Raw genomic sequence first — 17,670 nt, 5'->3', positions numbered from 1 at the left:
GAGGTCTCTCGTGAGCCAGCAACCCGATATCGTCTTCCAGCAATGGCACGACAACCAGGCCGTGGCCGAGCAGATGATCCCGCTGATCGGCAGCCTGTATCGTCGCAATAACGTGGTCACCACCATGTTCGGACGTTCGCTGTTCAACCGCAGCGTCATCCGCATCCTCAAGGACCATCGTTTCGTCAGGAAGATCGAAGGTACCGAGTTGTCGGTGCAGGATACCTTCCCGCTGGTGCAGGCGATGACCCAGCTGAATCTGGGGCCGGCTCACGTCGATGTGGGCAAGCTGGGTGTGGCATTCAAGAAGCAGGGCGGTGGCGATGCGCTGGCGTTCATGCGCGAGCAGCTGGCCGAGATCGTCGACTGTCACGATCCTGACGCCGGCAATGGCGAGCCCAAGGACGTTGTGCTCTACGGCTTCGGCCGGATCGGCCGGATCCTGGCCCGCGTGCTGATCGAGAAGGCCGGTGGCGGCAACCTGCTGCGCCTCAAGGCCATCGTGGTGCGCGGTCGTGGCGATATCGCCAAGGATCTGGAAAAGCGCGCCAGCCTGCTGCGTCGTGACAGCGTTCACGGTCCCTTCGACGGCACCATCAGCGTGTGCCCGGAGACCCGCACCCTGACCGCCAACGGCAACGTGATCCAGGTCATCTACGCCGATTCGCCGAGCGATGTCGACTACACCGCCTACGGCATCAACAACGCCGTGGTGGTCGACAACACCGGTATCTGGCGCGACGAGGCTGGCCTCGGTCAGCACCTGGAGTGCAAGGGCGTGTCCAAGGCGCTGCTGACCGCCCCGGGCAAGGGCGACCTGAAAAACATCGTCTATGGCATCAATCATGGCGACATCACCCAGGATGATCGCATCATCTCCGCGGCGTCCTGCACCACCAACGCCATCGTGCCGGTATTGAAGGTGATGAACGACGAATACGGCATCGAGCATGGCCACGTCGAGACCGTTCACTCCTACACCAACGATCAGAACCTGATCGACAACTACCACAAGGGTGACCGTCGCGGACGCAGCGCACCGCTGAACATGGTGCTGACCGAGACCGGTGCCGCCAAGGCGGTTTCCAAGGCACTGCCGGAGCTGGGTGGCAAGCTGACCGGCAACGCCATCCGCGTGCCGACGCCCAATGTGTCGATGGCGATCCTCAACCTGTCGCTCGAGCGCGAGACCGACGCCGAGTCGCTCAACGACTACCTGCGCCGCATGTCCATCGACTCGGCCTTCCAGAAGCAGATCGACTTCGTCGACTCGCCGGAGGTGGTCTCCACCGACTTCGTCGGCAACCGTCACGCCGGCATCGTCGACGCCAAGGCGACCATCGCCCAGGGCCGCCACGCGGTGGTCTATGTGTGGTACGACAACGAGTTCGGCTACAGCTGCCAGGTGATTCGTATCCTGCAGCAGATCTCCAACGTGGCCTTCTGTAAGCTGCCGCGTCACGCCTAGTCCGTGCCGAGCGGGGCGAGAGTCTCGCGTTGAGGTAGCTCGAATACCCCTTGCCAACCTTGTTTGGCAAGGGGTTTTTCTGTTTGGGATGGAAGCGGTTTTGCAGAATCACGCAGTTCTGCGACGTTCGATCATGTGGTCAATCCACTGGCTTGTCTTTATAATGCTGGGGATTTTTCGGGGTGGTTCGATGTCGCCTCGGCGTGACTGGTGATGCGTGGCTTATAACAAGAATTCCTCTCATTTCCACCGAACCTCCGTCCATTATCTACGATCCATCAACTGGGCGAGTCTATGATCGAAGTCAAGAAAGGCCTGGATCTCCCCATCACGGGAGCGCCGGAGCAGCGTATCGAGGATGCGCGACCGGTGCGCCACGTGGCGCTCCTGGGGACCGACTATATCGGCATGAAGCCGACCATGGAGGTCAAGGAGGGGGACAAGGTCAAGCTGGGCCAATTACTGTTCACCGACAAGAAGATCGAGGGCGTGCGCTTTACCTCGCCGGCCTCGGGTGAAGTAGTGGCGATCAATCGCGGGGAAAAGCGCAGGCTTCTGTCGGTGGTGATCGAGGTCGACGACAGCGCCGAGGCCGAGTCCTTCACGGCCCATGGCCGCGATGCGCTCGAGTCCCTCGAGCGTCAGACCGTGGTCGACCAACTGGTGGAGTCCGGTCTGTGGACCGCGCTGCGCACTCGCCCGTTCTCGCGTACCCCGGCGCCCGACGCCGTACCCACCGATATCTTCGTCACCGCCATCGACACCCAGCCGCTGGCCGCCGATCCGTCGCTGGTCATCAACGAGCAGGCCGAGGCGTTCGAGGACGGCCTCAAGGTGCTGGGTCGACTGACCGAGGGCAAGGTGTTCCTGTGCACCGCCACCGATGCCCAGATTCCGGGCACCAAGGTCAAGGGCGTCCACCACGAGAGCTTTGCCGGTCCCCATCCGGCGGGCCTGGTCGGTACCCACATTCACTTCCTGTCCCCGGTGTCGCTGCAGCGTCGCGTCTGGCACATCGGCTACCAGGACGTGATCGCCTTCGGCAAGCTGTTCAGTGAAGGCAAGCTGGACCTGAGCCGGGTGGTCGCCGTGGGCGGCCCGCGTGCCGAGCGTCCGCGTCTGGTGCGTACCCGTGTGGGTGCCAGCACTGACGAACTGCTGGATCACGAGATCAAGTCTGCCGATGACACCCGCGTCATCAGCGGAGGCGTGTTCTCCGGCTTCACCGCCGAAGGCAGCCTGCGCTACCTGGGCCGCTTCCACAACCAGATCACCCTGCTGGAAGAGGGTAACAAGCGTGCCTTCATGGGCTGGTTGTCGCCGGGTGCCAATCGTCACTCGGTACTGGGTATCTACCTGTCGAGCCTGAAGGGCCTGCGCAACTATGCGCCGACCACCTCGACCAATGGTTCCGAGCGCGCCATGGTGCCGGTGGGTGCGTATGAAAAGGTGATGCCGCTGGACATCATGCCCACGCAGCTCTTGCGTTCGCTGATCGTCGGCGACATCGAGTCGGCGATGGAGCTCGGCTGCCTCGAGCTGGATGAAGAAGACCTGGCGCTGTGCACCTATGTGTGCCCGGGCAAGTATGAGTACGGTCCCATCCTGCGTGACAACCTCACCATGATCGAGAAAGAGGCCTGATGATGGGTATTCGACAGACACTCGACAATCTCGAGCCGCACTTTCACAAGGGTGGCAAGTACGAGAAGTTCTATCCGCTGTACGAGGCGGTGGACACTATCTTCTATGCGCCTCCCAGCGTGACCAAGACCACGGCTCACGTGCGTGACGGCATCGACCTCAAGCGCATGATGATCACGGTGTGGTTCTGCACCTTCCCGGCCATGTTCTTCGGCATGTGGAACGCTGGCTGGCAGGCCAACGAGGCCATCGCCGCGGGTTACGACTCCATGGGCGGCTGGCGCGAGATGATCCTGCTGACCTTCGCCGGTGGCCACGACGCCGGCAGCCTGTGGTCCAACTTCGTGCTGGGCGCCACCTACTTCCTCCCGATCTACCTGGTGACCTTCGTCATCGGTGGCTTCTGGGAAGTGCTGTTCGCGATCAAGCGCGGCCACGAGGTCAACGAAGGCTTCTTCGTCACCTCCGTGCTCTACGCCCTGATCCTGCCGGCCACCATCCCGCTGTGGCAGGTGGCGCTCGGCATCACCTTCGGTGTGGTGATCGGCAAGGAAATCTTCGGTGGTACCGGCAAGAACTTCCTCAACCCGGCGCTGACCGGTCGTGCCTTCCTGTACTTCGCCTATCCGGCGCAGATCTCCGGTGATGCCGTATGGGTCGCCGCCGACGGCTTTACCGGCGCGACGCCGCTGTCCACCGCCTACCAGAGCGGTATGGCCGCACTGCAGGACCAGTACAGCTGGTGGGACGCCTTCCTTGGCTTCATTCCCGGCTCCGTGGGTGAGACCTCGACGCTTGCCATCCTGATCGGGGCGGTGGTGCTGATCGGCATGAAGATCGCCTCGTGGCGGATCGTTGCCGGCGTGTTCCTCGGCATGGTAGCGATGAGCTCCATTCTCAACCTGATCGGCTCCGACACCAACGCCATGTTCGCCATGCCCTGGTACTGGCACCTGGTGGTGGGTGGCTTCGCCTTCGGCATGGTGTTCATGGCCACCGATCCCGTGTCGGCGTCCATGACCAACCCGGGTCGCTTCATCTTCGGCGCCCTGATCGGTGTGATGACGGTACTGATCCGTGTGGTCAACCCGGCCTTCCCCGAGGGCATCATGCTGGCGATCCTGTTCGCCAACCTGTTCGCGCCGCTCATCGATCACTTCTTTGTTCAGGCCAACATCAAGCGTCGCGCCAAGCGCACCGCTGTCGTGGCCGAGGAGACCGCCTGATGGCACAAGGTAACAACTCCATCAAGAAGATCCTGACGGTCGCCTTCTCCCTGTGTATCGTCTGCTCGATCATCGTGTCGACGGCGGCGGTGGGACTCAAGGCGCGCCAGGAGCGCAACCAGGAGCTGGACCGCAAGTCCAACATCCTGGCCGTGGCCGACCTGTACGAACCGGGCATGGACGTCGGCAAGGAGTTCTCCCAGGCGGTCACCGCCAAGGTCGTCGATCTGGACACCGGGGAGTACACCGATGAGGTCGATCCCGAGACCTATGACGGCTTCCAGGCCGCCAAGGATCCGGCCCAGTCGCGCACCCTGTCCGGGGAGAAGGACATCGCCGGTCTCGGCCGTCAGGAGCAGTTCTCCACCATCTATCTGGTCGGTGACGAGAACAACCCCGAGCAGATCGTGCTGCCGATTCGTGGCCAGGGCCTGTGGGGCCTGATGCGCGGCTACCTGTCTGTGCAGGGTGACGGCAACACCATCGGCGGGATCACCTTCTATTCCCACGCCGAGACACCTGGCCTGGGTGGCGAGGTCGACAACCCGCGCTGGAAGGCGCAGTGGGAAGGCAAGGAAATCTACGCCTCGAGCGACACCATGGAGCCGGCCATCCAGCTGGTGAAGGGTGGTGCCAGCGAGTCCACCGAGGTCGACGCCCTGTCCGGCGCGTCTCTGACCAGCCGCGGCGTGACCAAGCTGGTGCAATTCTGGCTGAGCGAGGAAGGCTTCGGTCACTACCTGGCGCGCTTCCGCGATGGCGTGGACAGCCAGGCCAGCGCCGACGCCAGCCCCTCTGACGACAGCGAAGGAGCCTGACGATGTCTGCACCGACTCCCAAGGGCGTCATCCTGACGCCGATCTTCAAGAACAACCCCATCGCCCTGCAGATCCTCGGTATCTGTTCGGCGCTGGCGGTGACCTCGAGCCTCAGCGTCTCGCTGGTCATGAGTCTGGCCGTGATCTTCGTGACGGCGTTCTCGAGCATGTTCGTCTCGCTGATCCGCAATCACATTCCGTCCTCCATCCGTATCATCGTGCAGATGACCATCATCGCCTCGTTGGTGATCGTGGTGGACCAGATCCTCAAGGCCTTTGCCTATGAGATGTCCAAGCAGCTGTCGGTATTCGTCGGTCTGATCATCACCAACTGCATCGTGATGGGCCGCGCCGAAGGCTTTGCCATGACCAACACCCCGACGCTGTCGTTCCTCGACGGTGTCGGCAACGGTCTGGGCTACGGCTTCATCCTGATGACCGTCGGCTTCTTCCGCGAGCTGTTCGGCTCCGGCAGCCTGTTCGGCGTGACCATCCTGGAAACCGTGCAGAACGGTGGCTGGTACGTGCCCAACGGCCTGCTGCTGCTGCCGCCGTCCGCCTTCTTCATCATCGGTCTGATCATCTGGGTGCTGCGCAGCCTCAACCCGGAGCAGGTCGAGGACAACGAGTTCGTGATGAAGGAAAACACCCAGCCGAAGGAGGCCGTGTAACATGGAACACTATCTGAGCCTTTTCGTTGCCTCGGTGTTCGTGGAGAACATGGCACTGGCGTTCTTCCTGGGCATGTGTACCTTCATGGCCGTGTCCAAGAAGGTATCCTCGGCCATCGGTCTGGGCATCGCGGTGGTAGCGGTACTGACCATCACCGTGCCGGTGAACAACCTGATCCTCGAGTATCTGCTGGCGGAAGGCGCGCTGTCCTGGACCGGCATCGCCGGCGCCGAGAACATCGACCTGTCGTTCCTGGGTCTGCTGTCCTACATCGGCGTCATCGCCGCACTGGTGCAGATCCTCGAGATGTTCCTCGACAAGTTCGTGCCGGCGCTCTACAACGCCCTCGGCGTGTTCCTGCCGCTGATCACCGTGAACTGCGCCATCCTCGGTGGCACCCTGTTCATGGTCGAGCGCAGCTACAACTTCGGTGAGTCCGTGGTCTATGGCCTGGGCGCCGGTGTCGGCTGGGCGCTGGCGATCACCGCCCTGGCCGGTATCCGCGAAAAACTGAAGTACAGCGATGTGCCCGCTTCCCTGCAGGGACTGGGCATCACCTTCATCACCGTGGGTCTGATGTCCCTGGGCTTCATGTCCTTCTCCGGCATCCAGCTCTGAGTGCCCTGCACCGGGGGCTCTAGCCCTCGGTGCAGGCCCTAACCCTAGCAATAGGAAACCGACATGGTTGATACAACAGTCATCGTGCTCGGCGTCGTCATGTTCACCATCATCGTCATCAGTCTGACGGCGGTGATCCTGGCGGCCCGCTCCAAGCTCGTGAGCTCGGGCGATGTGACCATCGAGATCAATGACGATCCCGAGAACACCCTGACCACCCAGGCCGGCGGCAAGCTGCTCAACACCCTGGCGGCCAATGGCATCTTCCTGTCCTCCGCCTGTGGCGGCGGCGGCTCTTGCGCCCAGTGCAAGTGCCGGGTCGAGGAGGGCGGCGGCTCGATCCTGCCCACCGAGGAAAGCCACTTCACCCTGCGCGAGAAGAAGGTCGGCTGGCGTCTGTCCTGTCAGGTACCGGTCAAGCAGGACATGAAGATCCAGGTCCCCGAGGAAGTGTTCGGCGTCAAGAAGTGGGAATGCGAGGTCATCGAGAACCCCAACGTCGCCACCTTCATCAAGGAGCTGAACCTGAAGCTGCCGGAAGGCGAGGAAGTGGCCTTCCGTGCCGGCGGCTACGTGCAGCTGGTGGCACCGGCCTACGACATCAAGTTCTCCGACTTCGATATCGAGGAAGAGTACCGCGGCGACTGGGAGAAATTCGGTCTGTTCGACGTCTCGCACAAGAACACCGAAGAGGTCATTCGTGCCTACTCCATGGCCAACTATCCGGAAGAGAAGGGTATTCTCAAGTTCAACATCCGGATCGCGACGCCTCCGCCCAACTCCAGCCACCCGCCTGGCCTGATGTCCACCTACGTCTTCAGCCTGAAGCCGGGTGACAAGGTCACGGTGATGGGGCCGTTTGGTGAGTTCTTCGCCAAGGATACCGACGCCGAGATGGTCTTCATCGGCGGTGGTGCTGGCATGGCGCCGATGCGCAGCCACATCTTCGACCAGCTGAAGCGTCTGAACAGCGAGCGCAAGATGACCTTCTGGTACGGCGCACGCTCCTGGCGCGAGACCTTCTACAACGAAGAGTACGACAAGCTGGCCGAGGAGCATGAGAACTTCGACTGGCACCTGGCGCTGTCCGACCCCCAGCCGGAAGACAACTGGGAAGGGCCGACCGGGTTCATCCACAACGTGCTCTACGACATGTACCTCAAGGACCATCCGGCTCCCGAGGACTGCGAGTACTACATGTGCGGGCCGCCCATGATGAACGCCTCCGTCATCAAGATGCTGCTGGATCTCGGCGTCGAGCCCGAGAACATCATGCTGGATGACTTCGGCGGCTGATCACGCGCCTGTCCGTGTGCCCAAGGGCACCTTGCGAGCCCCGCCCCGTGCGGGGCTCGTTGGTTTGTGCGCCTTGTGATTTTGCCGCGAGAGGAGTTCTGGCATAATTGTCGCGCCGACTCGAGAATGCCCCGCGGACTCTCCTGGGAGGACACGGGACCTTGTCGAGTCGGTACCTTCAACGCCTCGGGCGTATGGCGACGGCCATTCGTTGTTCCGCCCAGGGATATCTCTTGTCCAACCGCTGTCCAATGGGAGAAAGGCAGGCGATGGTGTTCGCGACAAAGTGTTCGCGAGAAAGTGACCAGAGCTATCCTGCCCCATCCAGCGAGGAGTCCATCATGACCATCTACCTTATCGTTTTCGGTGCCATGCTGCTGATCATCGGCGCCATGGCGATCGGTGTCATTCTTGGCCGCAAGCCCATCGCCGGCTCCTGCGGCGGGCTCAACCAGCTTGGCCTGAAGGACGGCTGCGAGATCTGCGGCGGCAAGGATGAGGTGTGCGAGGAAGAATCGAAGAAGCGCGCCACCAGTCAGCGCCGCCAATCCGACGAGAATCGCGGACTGGACCTGGGCTACGACGCGACTCGTCGCTGAGCGGCAGCATCGACGCCCCCTGACCATGACGGCGCCTCTCGAGGCGCCGTCCTCATGATAAGCAGTGCCCGGCATCTCACATCCGGGTCGGTTTCCAGGAGAAGGAAGACACGATGGCAGTCCACAACTATGACGTGGTGGTGATCGGCACCGGGCCCGCCGGCGAGAGCGCAGCGATCAATGCGGCCAAGCATGGCAAGCGGGTCGCGGTGGTCGAAAAGCAGGCGCGGGTCGGCGGCAATTGCACCCACTGGGGCACCATCCCTTCCAAGGCGCTGCGTCATCAGGTCCGCCAGATCATGTCGTTCAACACCAACAGCATGTTCCGGGATATCGGCGAGCCGCGCTGGTTCTCGTTCCCCAAGGTGCGTGAACGCTCCCGGGTGACCATCGATCAGCAGGTGTCCATGCGCACCAACTTCTACGCGCGCAATCGCATCGACCTGTATCACGGGATCGCACGCTTCAAGGACGAACACACCCTGATGGTAAGGGGCAGTGGAGAAAACCAGGAAGAACTGGTAGCGGACAAGGTGATCATCGCCACCGGCTCACGGCCCTATCGTCCGGCGGACATCGATTTTCGCCACCCTCGTATCTACTGCTCCGATACCATTCTTGGTCTGCAGCACACCCCGCGTACCCTGATCATCTTCGGCGCCGGCGTCATCGGCTGTGAGTACGCCTCGATCTTCTCCGGGCTCGGACTCAAGGTGGATCTGATCAACAACCGCGGCAGCCTCTTGTCCTTCCTCGATGACGAGATCAGCGATGCGCTGTCCTACCATCTGCGCAAGCATGGTGTGTTGATCCGCCACAACGAGGAGTACGAGCGCGTCGAGGGTGACGAACACGGCGTCACGGTGCATCTGAAGTCGGGCAAGCGGCTGCGCGCCGACGCCTTCCTGTGGGCCAACGGCCGCACCGGCAATACCGACCAGCTGGGCCTCGAGAACATCGGTCTCACCGCCAACGGCCGCGGTCAGCTGCAGGTCGACGAGCACTATCGTACGGCGCTGCCCCACATTTACGCAGCCGGAGACGTGGTCGGCTGGCCGAGTCTCGCCAGCGCTGCCTACGATCAGGGACTGAACGCCTGCGACGAGCTGCTGGACCGGGAATTCCGCTACGTCACCGAGGTGCCCACCGGGATCTACACCATCCCCGAGATCAGCTCCTTTGGTCGCACCGAGCGCGAGTTGACCGAGGCCAAGGTGCCCTACGAGGTCGGCCATGCCTTCTTCAAGGACACCGCCCGCGCCCAGATCACCGGCGATACCGTCGGCATGCTCAAGATCCTGTTCGATCAGGATACCCTGGAGATCTACGGCATCCACTGCTTCGGCGACCAGGCCTCGGAGATCGTCCATATCGGCCAGGCGATCATGCAGCAGGAAGGGGAGGCGAATACGCTGAAGTACTTCGTCAACACCACCTTCAACTATCCGACCATGGCCGAGGCCTACCGGGTGGCCGCCCAGAATGGCCTCAACCGGGTGTTCTGAGCCGGCCAGCACGACCGACAAGAAAGGTGCCCTTGGGCACCTTTCTTGTCTGGGGTCCGACTATTGGCGCCTGCTGTGGGAGCCTCGGTAGCGCTGGGATCGGCGCTCTACGATATCCGATATCGGGGCGCTTGCTGGATCCGGTGCCTGAGCGCTAGGCTCTATCCGAAAAGTCGACGAGCGCAGGCACTTTTAGACAAGCCCTAGGCGCTGTCCGAAAAGTCGACGAGCGAAGGTTAGACAAGGCAAAAATCGGTGAGAAAGCGCAGTTTACGGGGTGTAAATGAGCATTTTGATCCGATTTTTAACGCCGTATTACCGAGCGCAGGCACTTTTAGACAAGCCCTAGTGCTGGCCGCTCTCGTGGGCAAAGCAAGGCGGCGAGGAGGGCAGGGCGTCTTCCTGATCTTCCTGGTGCAATGCCTCGAGCAGGCGCTGGCGCAGCTCGGGCAGATGGGTGCTGTCGACATCGCGTGCCGCGGTCACCAGCGTCAAGCGGCCACGCCGGGCCAGGCGCATCAGCGGATACAGCCGGTCGGGGTGGTCGCGTAGCTCGCCGCGATAGCGAATCTCGAAGACCCTGGAACTGATCTCCTCAAGCTGATACTGGCGTCGCAGGGCATTGCTGGGTGAGGCCTCCCGGTACCACTCGGTAAGCGCCAGGGACTCGCGGCTGCGCCCCCTGGGCCACAGGCGGTCGACCAGTACTCGGGCGCCGTCGTCGGGCTCGGGCGCCTGGTAGACGCCCTTGAACACGATGTCGTAGCTCATCGAGCTCCTCCTTGCTGTTCGTTCAGCGCCTCCCTGGCGCCTTGCTGCCATGGCCCGTCAAGCGAAGCCGCACGCCTGAGCGCTTCTCGAGCCCCTTTGTCATCGCCTTGGGACGCCAGGGTGAGACCCAGGTTCAACCAGGCCGGCGCCAGAGACGGATCGTTTGCGACAGCGCTGCGCCAGGCGTCGATGGCCGCGTCAGGCTGGCCCGCCGCATGGTAGGCGTTGGCCAGCGCGAAGTGCCCCATGGCCTCCTCGGGAAAGCGATCGACCAGAGCTTGCCAGGCCGGCAGGCTTTGCTCGGGCCCCTGGACCCGTTCGAAGTCCGAGGTGGCCTGGATGGCCGCCTCCGGTGCAATCGTCACCGGCAGCTCTCCTGGCGTCAGTGCCACGAAGGCCCAGCGCTCGGAACGTTGCCAGGTGGCGTCGAAACGCCCGAAATCGGTGGCATCCTGACGGGTGACGCCGGTGCGCAGCAATACCTCTTCGCTCTCGAGATCGTAGCCGTTGACCACCGCGAAGTGCCACAGCGGGAAGGCCGGCAGCGACAGGTTCTGCAGTACCACCACCGCGCGGCCAGCATCGACCTCTTCGAGCAGCGAGGCGAAGCGCGGCGCCAGAGTGAACGGGATTCGCCCGTGCCGGCGACTGGCGGCCAGCATCTCGGGTTGGAAGCTGCCCTTGCGGCTGGGCACGTAGATTTCGGGGATCAGTTGATCGACGCCGACGTCGACCCCTGCATGGTTGAGCACCATGGCCAGTGTGGCCGGGCCGCACTGGTAGTCACGCTGGGGGTGAAAGGGGACGTCTTCGAGGAGCTGGCGTTGGGGCAGCGTAGCGGTGACGCTGTGGTCCAGTTCGGGGGCGCTGGCACAGGCCGTGAGCCACATCACCAACGAAAGAGCGCCCGCCAGGCGGGCGCTCGAGACGAATGAGCGCATCACGCGCATGTCCTTAGCGGGTGAACGGGTAGACGTCGGTCAGACCCAGGATGTCGGTGACCAGCAGGATGACGAAGACCGCGAACAGCACGCCAATGACGCTGGCGCCGGCGGGCATCTGGTCGAGCTGGTCGGCCATCTGCTGAGCTTCGGCGTCGGACAGGGCGGCTACGCGGTCCTCGACCTCACCGGGATCGACGCCCTGGAGTTCGAGTTGCTGGCGTACGTCATCGCGGGCCAGTACCTGATGGATGCGTTCTCGGGCGTCCTGGCTCTGCTGGGAGGCCAGCACGTCGTTGGTCGAGGCCAGCGGGACCGAGGTGGCGGCCCCGGCGCTGGCGGCACCCAGGGTCAGGCACAGCATCAGAACAGTACACAGCAAGCGGCGCAGTCGTGAAGTCATGGGGGCTTCCTTGTTGATGGTGTCGGGAATTGTTCGATCCTTGGTGATGGCGACATGCATCCAGTGGCATCCTGCCCGCCGGATGCGTTGGCGACAACAGGAGTATAACGAAGGTGGTACAGGAATTTCATGCAGGTTGTTGGTTTCTCTAGCCCAGGCGGATGCAATTGCGTCCTTGATGCTTGGCCTGGTAGAGCGCCTGGTCGGCCCGCCGGTACAGGGTGGAGAAGTCGTCATCGGCGTGGCTTGAGACGGCGATGCCGATACTGACCGTAAGGTTGGCGCCGGCCGCCGGTTGGGTCAGGTCGAAGTGCTCGGTTTCGTGGCGAATTCGCTCGCCGACGGTTTCGGCGTTGCGGGCGTCCGCCTGGGGCATCAGCAGGGCGAACTCGTCGCCCCCCAGACGCGCCGCTAGATCGCTGCGCCTGGCCACGCGCTTGAGCATCTCGCCGAAGGACTTCAATACCTTGTCGCCGGTGGGGTGGCCGTAGCCGTCATTGATGCGTTTGAAGTTGTCCAGATCCAGCAGCATCAGCGCCACTGGACTATCCGCCGGGCGCCGAAGGGCCAGCAGGTGGGGGGCCTGGTCGAGCCACTGGCGACGATTGTAGAGCTGGGTGAGGTCGTCGGTCATCGCCAGATAGCGCAGCGCGTTGCTGTGGCGTTCCAGGCGCAGCAGGGCGACAAACAGCACCGTGCCGACCATCAGTACCAGTGCCGTCAGGATGGTGGCCACCAATGCCAGGCGTCGATCGAGCTTGCGCTGGTGCGACTCGGTCTCCATCAGATAGATGGCCAGCTCATCGATGGTCGAAGCGAGCCCCGGCAAGGTGTCGGCGATGTCTGCGGTGGTGTCGGAGAGAGGTGACGGAGCGATCAGGTTGATCGAGTGCTCGGCACGTTGCAGGTAGCCGACCACGCTGTCCCTCTGGGAGGTGGGCAGCCGCGTGGCGGTGCCCGCCAGCGTCCGCAGACGGTGTTGGAGGGTATCGGCCACTTGCGTGAGCTCGTGAGCCCGGGGCGAGTTGTCGATGCCGGCAAACTGCTTGAGTGAAGCGATGCTCGCCACATTTTCCTGAGACCGTGCCGTTTCGATGATGAGGGCGTCGCGGACAACGCCCATGGGCTGGCGCACCTGGCTCAGGTAGCCGAGCAACAGCAGGGCGCTGGCGGTCGAAAGCAAGGTGACGCCGGCGGCCAGAACCAGCGGGAAGACACGGGGCATGATGGGGGCACTCGCGGTCGCTGGCGACCAGACGCGCTGGGCGCCCAAGGGGTAATGATGCAGGTGCTTGCCCTATTCTATGCGCAGAGTACCCGCAGTGCGGGGTCATACCCCCATTGGCCGGGCTGACCTATCCCATCCTGGCGTCACAGGGGTGACGCCAGGCCACATCACGCGAGAGCAAGGAAGACGAATCGTCGGCTACGGCGCCACGCGATAGGACCAGGCCATTTCTGCCAGCAGTCCACGACCGCCAGCGAGGGTCAGCGCCAGGTCCTGAATGCCCTGTTCCAGCGGCAGGTCCGCTGCGCCCTTGATCGACAGGTCCAGGCGTTGGGCGAACATCAGAAGCTTGTGCAGACGCTTGAGTGGCAGGCGACGGATGGCTTCCTGGTAGGCGGGGCGCCGACGGTCGAAGATCGGAGGCTTCTGGGCCTTGCAGGCGTGCTCGAAGCTCTGGCCCTGGTCCAGGTGCTGATGCAGCGACAGCAGGGTGCGAATCTCGCGGGTCAGGGCCCACAGGATGATCGGTGGCTCGGTACCCTCGGCGGCCAGTCCCGCGAGGATACGCAGGACGCGCTCGCGCTCGGCTTTCAGGCAGGCATCGACCAGAGTGAAGACGTCGTAGCGGGCACTGTTCTCGACCCCTCCGGCGACGTCACGGGGGGATACCTGAGCGCCGGGAGGAAGCATCAAGGCCAGCTTCTGCAGTTCCTGGTCGGCGGCCAGAAGGTTGCCCTCGGTGCGTTCACCCAGCAGCCGGGCGGCGTCCAGCGACATCGACAGACCGTGGCGCTGGGCGCGGTCCCTCAGCCAGAAACCCAGGCGGGAAGGGTCGACCGGCCACACCGGAACGAACAGCCCCAGCTTGTCGAGCGCCTTGAACCAGGCGCTCTTCTGCTCGCGGGCGTCGAGCTTGGCGCAGCTGACCAGCAGGATGTTGTCGCTGCCCTGTGCCTGTTCGGCGTACTCCTTGAGTGCCTTGCCGCCTTCCTGCCCCGGCTTGGCGCTGCCCAGACGCAGCTCGATCAACTTGCGCGAGGCGAACAGCGACAGGCTCGCCGCGGACTCGGTGAGGCGGCCCCAGGCGAAGTTGGCCTCGACGTGGAGCACCTCACGTTCCTCGACGCCCGACTCGCGCGCACGTGCCCGGACCTGGTCGCAGGCCTCCATGTGCTGCAGAGGCTCATCACCGGCGACGATGATGACAGGGGGCACGGACTTCGAAAGCGCGTCCGGCAGCTTGTCGGCAAAGACCTTCATGGGTGAATCAGACTTCCTCGATGGCGCGCAGTCGGTCGATCATCTGGCGTACGGCCTCGCGGCGGGCGTTTTCCAGGGCATCGGCGCGTAGCTCATCCTGGGACAGCAGGTTGTCGTCGGTGATCGAGAACTCTTCGAGCACCTCCACCGCCTGGCGATCGGCCAGGTAGGCGCCATCGCTTGCGCGCTGGATCGAGTAGGGAATCCGCAGCACCAGTTGCTGGTCCTGAGAGCCGGTGTCGAGCACGCCGACCTGACGGATGCTGACGTCTTCGCCACCCAGGTTGAGACGCAGCGACGCGGTCTCGTCGACGCGGGTGCCGAGGCTTTCCAGACGCTTGGTCAACTGCTCGGCGAAGGGGGTGTCGGCACCGTCGAGCGCCAGGCTGTCCAGGGACAGCACCTCGCCGCCGACGCCGCGCAGGTGGAAGCCGCAGCCCGCGAGCAGCAGGGCGGCGCCGGAGGCCAGGGTCAGACCAAGGAAGTGACGACGCTGCATGGGAACTCCTTGTCCAGCGTGAGGGAAAAACCGAAGGCACAGCCTTCGGCATCATGTCCTGGTATCACCGACAGACTGAAGCGGCGGGTGAGACGCCCGCCGCGAGCTGTCAGTTGGCGACGATGTTGACCAGCTTGCCCGGCACCACGATCACCTTGCGCAGGGTCTTGCCGTCGGTATGGCGCTGGACGTTGTCGTTGGCCAGTGCCAGCGCTTCGACGGCGGCCTTGTCGGCGTCGGCGGGCACCTCGAGGCGCGCGCGCAGCTTGCCGTTGACCTGCACCACCAGCTCGATGCTGTCGCGCGCCAGGGCGCTTTCGTCGAACGCCGGCCAGGTGGCATCGATGACCGCGCCGTCATGGCCCAGTGAGCGCCACAGTGCGTGGCAGGCGTGGGGCGTGATCGGTGCCAGCAGCAGCACGCAGGCCTCGATCGCCTCGCGGCTGACCGCCAGGCCCTGAGGGCTGGTATCGCCGAACTTGGCGATGGCGTTGGTCAGCTCCATCACCGCGGCGATGGCGGTGTTGAAGGTGGTGCGGCGGCCGATGTCGTCGCCGGCCTTCTTGATCGTCTCGTGGGTCTTGCGGCGCAGTTCGCGCTGGGCGTCGTCGAGCGAGGCGATGGCGGCGGCATCCAGTGCTGCCGGCGTGCCGGCCTCCAGATGCTCGGCGACCAGACGCCACAGCCGCTTGAGGAAGCGGTGGGCGCCCTCGACGCCGGAGTCGGACCACTCCAGTGACTGCTCCGGGGGCGCGGCGAACATCATGAACAGGCGCACGGTGTCGGCACCGAAGCGATCGATCATGGCCTGGGGGTCGACGCCGTTGTTCTTGGACTTCGACATCTTCTCGATGCCGCCCATCTCCACCGGCTGGCCATCGCTGATCAGGGTGGCGCTGAGCGGGCGTCCCTTGTCGTCACGCTTGACCTCGACGTCGGCCGGGTTGAACCACTCCTTGCCGCCGTTGGCTTCGGGGCGGTAGAAGGTCTCGGCGATCACCATGCCCTGGGTCAGCAGGCGCTGGAACGGCTCGTCGGAGTCGACCAGGCCGAAGTCGCGCATCAGCTTGTGGAAGAAGCGGGCGTAGAGCAGGTGGAGGATGGCGTGCTCGATGCCACCGATGTACAGATCCACCGGCAGCCAGTAGTTGGCACGCTCATCCAGCATGGCCTCCGGGTTGTCGGCGCAGCAGAAGCGCGCGTAGTACCAGGAGGACTCCATGAAGGTATCGAAGGTGTCGGTCTCGCGGGTCCAGCCATCGCCCAGATCGCTGAACGCCGGCATCTTCTTGAGCGGCGAGCCGGAAGCGTCCACGGTGACCTCCAGCGGCAGCGCCACCGGCAGCTCGTCGTCGGTGAGCGGCACGGTCTGGCCCTCGGGGCCGTACTTGACCGGAATCGGCGCGCCCCAGTAGCGCTGGCGGGCCACGCCCCAGTCGCGCAGGCGGTAGTTGGTCTTGACCTCGCCGTGGCCGTCGCGCTCGAGGCGGCTGGCGATGGCGTCGAAGGCCGCCTGGAAGTCGAGGCCGTCAAACTCGCCGGAGTTGATCAGGCTGCCGTGCTCGACCCAGGCGCCCTGGGACAGGTCCGGGGCCTGGCCATCGGCGTCGGCGATCACCGCGCGGATCGGGAGTTCATACTTGGTGGCGAACTCCCAGTCACGCTGGTCGTGGCCGGGCACCGCCATCACCGCACCGGTGCCGTATTCCATCAACACGAAGTTGGCGACATACACCGGCACACGGTCGCCGGTCAGCGGGTGGATGGCCTCGAAGCCGGTGGCCATGCCGCGTTTTTCCATGGTCGCAAGCTCGGCTTCCGAGGTGCCGCCGTGGGAGCACTCCTCGAGGAAGGCGGCGAGTTCGGGCTTGCCCTCGGCGGCCTTGATCGCCAGCGGGTGGCCGGCGGCCACCGCCACGTAGGTCACCCCCATCAGGGTGTCGGGGCGGGTGGTGTAGACCCTGAGCGGCTCGTCGCCATCGACGTCGAAGGCCAGCTCGACCCCCTTGGACTTGCCGATCCAGTTGCGCTGCATGGTCTTGACCTGCTCGGGCCACTCGACCTTGTCCAGATCCGCCAGCAGCTCATCGGCGTAGTCGGTGATCTTCAAGAACCACAGCGGGATTTCCTTGCGCTCCACCGGCGCACCGGAGCGCCAGCCACAGCCGTCGATGACCTGCTCGTTGGCCAGTACGGTCTGATCCACCGGGTCCCAGTTGACGGTGGACATCTTCTTGTAGACCAGGCCTTTTTCCACCAGCTTGGTGAAGAACCACTGCTCCCAGCGGTAATAGTCGCTGTCGCAGGTGGCGAACTCACGATCCCAGTCATAGGCAAAGCCCAGCGCCTTGAGCTGGGCACGCATGTAGTCGATGTTCTCGTAGGTCCACTTGGCCGGCGGTACCTGGTTCTTGATCGCGGCGTTTTCCGCCGGCATGCCGAAAGCGTCCCAGCCCATCGGCTGCATCACGTTCTTGCCCTGCATGCGCTGGAAGCGGCTGACCACGTCGCCGATGGTGTAGTTGCGTACATGCCCCATGTGCAGCTTGCCGCTGGGGTAGGGGAACATCGACAGGCAGTAGAATTTCTCGCGATCCTGATCCTCGATCGCCTTGAAACACTGGTTTTCATTCCAGAACTGCTGGGCGTCGTGTTCGATTTCGTGGGGCTTGTACTGGGCGTCCATCGCGGTCTTCGAGTACCTTGCAATCAAGGCGCGCCC

Annotated in this window: 16 protein-coding genes; 9 read left to right on the top strand and 7 right to left on the bottom strand. The window is 63.7% G+C overall.

The genetic code is table 11. The features are described 5' to 3' along the window. The first annotated feature begins 10 nt into the window (after positions 1-10). The 9 genes from EBB56_RS07550 (at position 11) to sthA (ending at position 9,846) form a co-directional block, all read left to right on the top strand. A complete protein-coding gene (locus tag EBB56_RS07550) occupies positions 11-1,468 on the top strand; it encodes a glyceraldehyde-3-phosphate dehydrogenase (RefSeq protein WP_045992667.1) in 1,458 nt (485 codons plus the stop codon). A 294-nt stretch (positions 1,469-1,762) separates the two neighbouring features. Continuing rightward, positions 1,763-3,112, top strand: coding sequence for a Na(+)-translocating NADH-quinone reductase subunit A (locus tag EBB56_RS07545; protein WP_108132831.1), 1,350 nt, complete (start codon positions 1,763-1,765; stop codon positions 3,110-3,112). Beyond that, positions 3,112-4,338, top strand: coding sequence for an NADH:ubiquinone reductase (Na(+)-transporting) subunit B (locus EBB56_RS07540; RefSeq protein WP_045992665.1), 1,227 nt, complete (start codon positions 3,112-3,114; stop codon positions 4,336-4,338). The genes EBB56_RS07545 and EBB56_RS07540 overlap by 1 nt, the downstream gene beginning before the upstream one ends. Continuing rightward, positions 4,338-5,156 (top strand): Na(+)-translocating NADH-quinone reductase subunit C, encoded by an 819-nt coding sequence (locus EBB56_RS07535; RefSeq protein WP_108132830.1) that lies wholly within the window; start codon positions 4,338-4,340, stop codon positions 5,154-5,156. Before EBB56_RS07540 ends, EBB56_RS07535 begins: the two co-directional genes overlap by 1 nt. Before the next feature lie 2 nt (positions 5,157-5,158). Beyond that, positions 5,159-5,827, top strand: coding sequence for an NADH:ubiquinone reductase (Na(+)-transporting) subunit D (locus tag EBB56_RS07530; protein ID WP_045992663.1), 669 nt, complete (start codon positions 5,159-5,161; stop codon positions 5,825-5,827). 1 nt (position 5,828) lies between these two features. Next, positions 5,829-6,446, top strand: coding sequence for an NADH:ubiquinone reductase (Na(+)-transporting) subunit E (nqrE, locus tag EBB56_RS07525; RefSeq protein WP_045992662.1), 618 nt, complete (start codon positions 5,829-5,831; stop codon positions 6,444-6,446). A gap of 63 nt (positions 6,447-6,509) precedes the next feature. Further along, positions 6,510-7,742 carry an NADH:ubiquinone reductase (Na(+)-transporting) subunit F gene (gene nqrF / locus EBB56_RS07520; protein WP_045992661.1) on the top strand — a complete coding sequence of 411 codons (1,233 nt, stop codon included), beginning with the start codon at positions 6,510-6,512 and terminating at the stop codon, positions 7,740-7,742. A 341-nt stretch (positions 7,743-8,083) separates the two neighbouring features. Beyond that, the gene (nqrM, locus tag EBB56_RS07515; protein ID WP_045992660.1) at positions 8,084-8,341 is read left to right on the top strand and encodes a (Na+)-NQR maturation NqrM; all 258 of its coding nucleotides are present in this window, start codon (positions 8,084-8,086) and stop codon (positions 8,339-8,341) included. Between the two features lie 113 nt (positions 8,342-8,454). Beyond that, a complete protein-coding gene (gene sthA / locus EBB56_RS07510; protein ID WP_045992659.1) occupies positions 8,455-9,846 on the top strand; it encodes a Si-specific NAD(P)(+) transhydrogenase in 1,392 nt (463 codons plus the stop codon). Positions 9,847-10,191: 345 nt separating this feature from the next. Here sthA and EBB56_RS07505 read toward each other — a convergent pair whose 3' ends face one another. From EBB56_RS07505 to leuS, 7 genes are all read right to left on the bottom strand, one after another. Next, complete coding sequence (locus EBB56_RS07505; RefSeq protein ID WP_124803686.1) at positions 10,192-10,617, bottom strand: DUF488 domain-containing protein; 426 nt, start codon at positions 10,615-10,617, stop codon at positions 10,192-10,194. After that, positions 10,614-11,558: a PA2778 family cysteine peptidase gene (locus tag EBB56_RS07500; protein WP_260425308.1), complete on the bottom strand. Its 945-nt coding sequence runs from the start codon at positions 11,556-11,558 to the stop codon at positions 10,614-10,616. The genes EBB56_RS07505 and EBB56_RS07500 overlap by 4 nt, the downstream gene beginning before the upstream one ends. Positions 11,559-11,571: 13 nt before the next feature. Next, positions 11,572-11,961: a PA2779 family protein gene (locus EBB56_RS07495; protein WP_045992681.1), complete on the bottom strand. Its 390-nt coding sequence runs from the start codon at positions 11,959-11,961 to the stop codon at positions 11,572-11,574. 148 nt (positions 11,962-12,109) lie between these two features. Beyond that, complete coding sequence (locus EBB56_RS07490; RefSeq protein ID WP_108448857.1) at positions 12,110-13,186, bottom strand: GGDEF domain-containing protein; 1,077 nt, start codon at positions 13,184-13,186, stop codon at positions 12,110-12,112. A 201-nt stretch (positions 13,187-13,387) separates the two neighbouring features. Beyond that, on the bottom strand, positions 13,388-14,449 hold the full coding sequence (gene holA, locus EBB56_RS07485; RefSeq protein WP_045992656.1) for a DNA polymerase III subunit delta: 1,062 nt from the start codon (positions 14,447-14,449) through the stop codon (positions 13,388-13,390). A gap of 7 nt (positions 14,450-14,456) precedes the next feature. Further along, complete coding sequence (gene lptE / locus EBB56_RS07480; protein ID WP_124803682.1) at positions 14,457-14,948, bottom strand: LPS assembly lipoprotein LptE; 492 nt, start codon at positions 14,946-14,948, stop codon at positions 14,457-14,459. 109 nt (positions 14,949-15,057) lie between these two features. After that, positions 15,058-17,634, bottom strand: coding sequence for a leucine--tRNA ligase (leuS, locus tag EBB56_RS07475; protein WP_124803680.1), 2,577 nt, complete (start codon positions 17,632-17,634; stop codon positions 15,058-15,060). Between the last annotated feature and the right edge of the window lie 36 nt (positions 17,635-17,670).

The organism is Halomonas sp. YLB-10 (assembly GCF_003856855.1).
Lineage (GTDB): Bacteria > Pseudomonadota > Gammaproteobacteria > Pseudomonadales > Halomonadaceae > Halomonas > Halomonas litopenaei.
The sequence above is the reverse complement of the archived record's forward strand: the minus strand, read 5'-3'. Positions and strand labels throughout refer to the sequence as shown.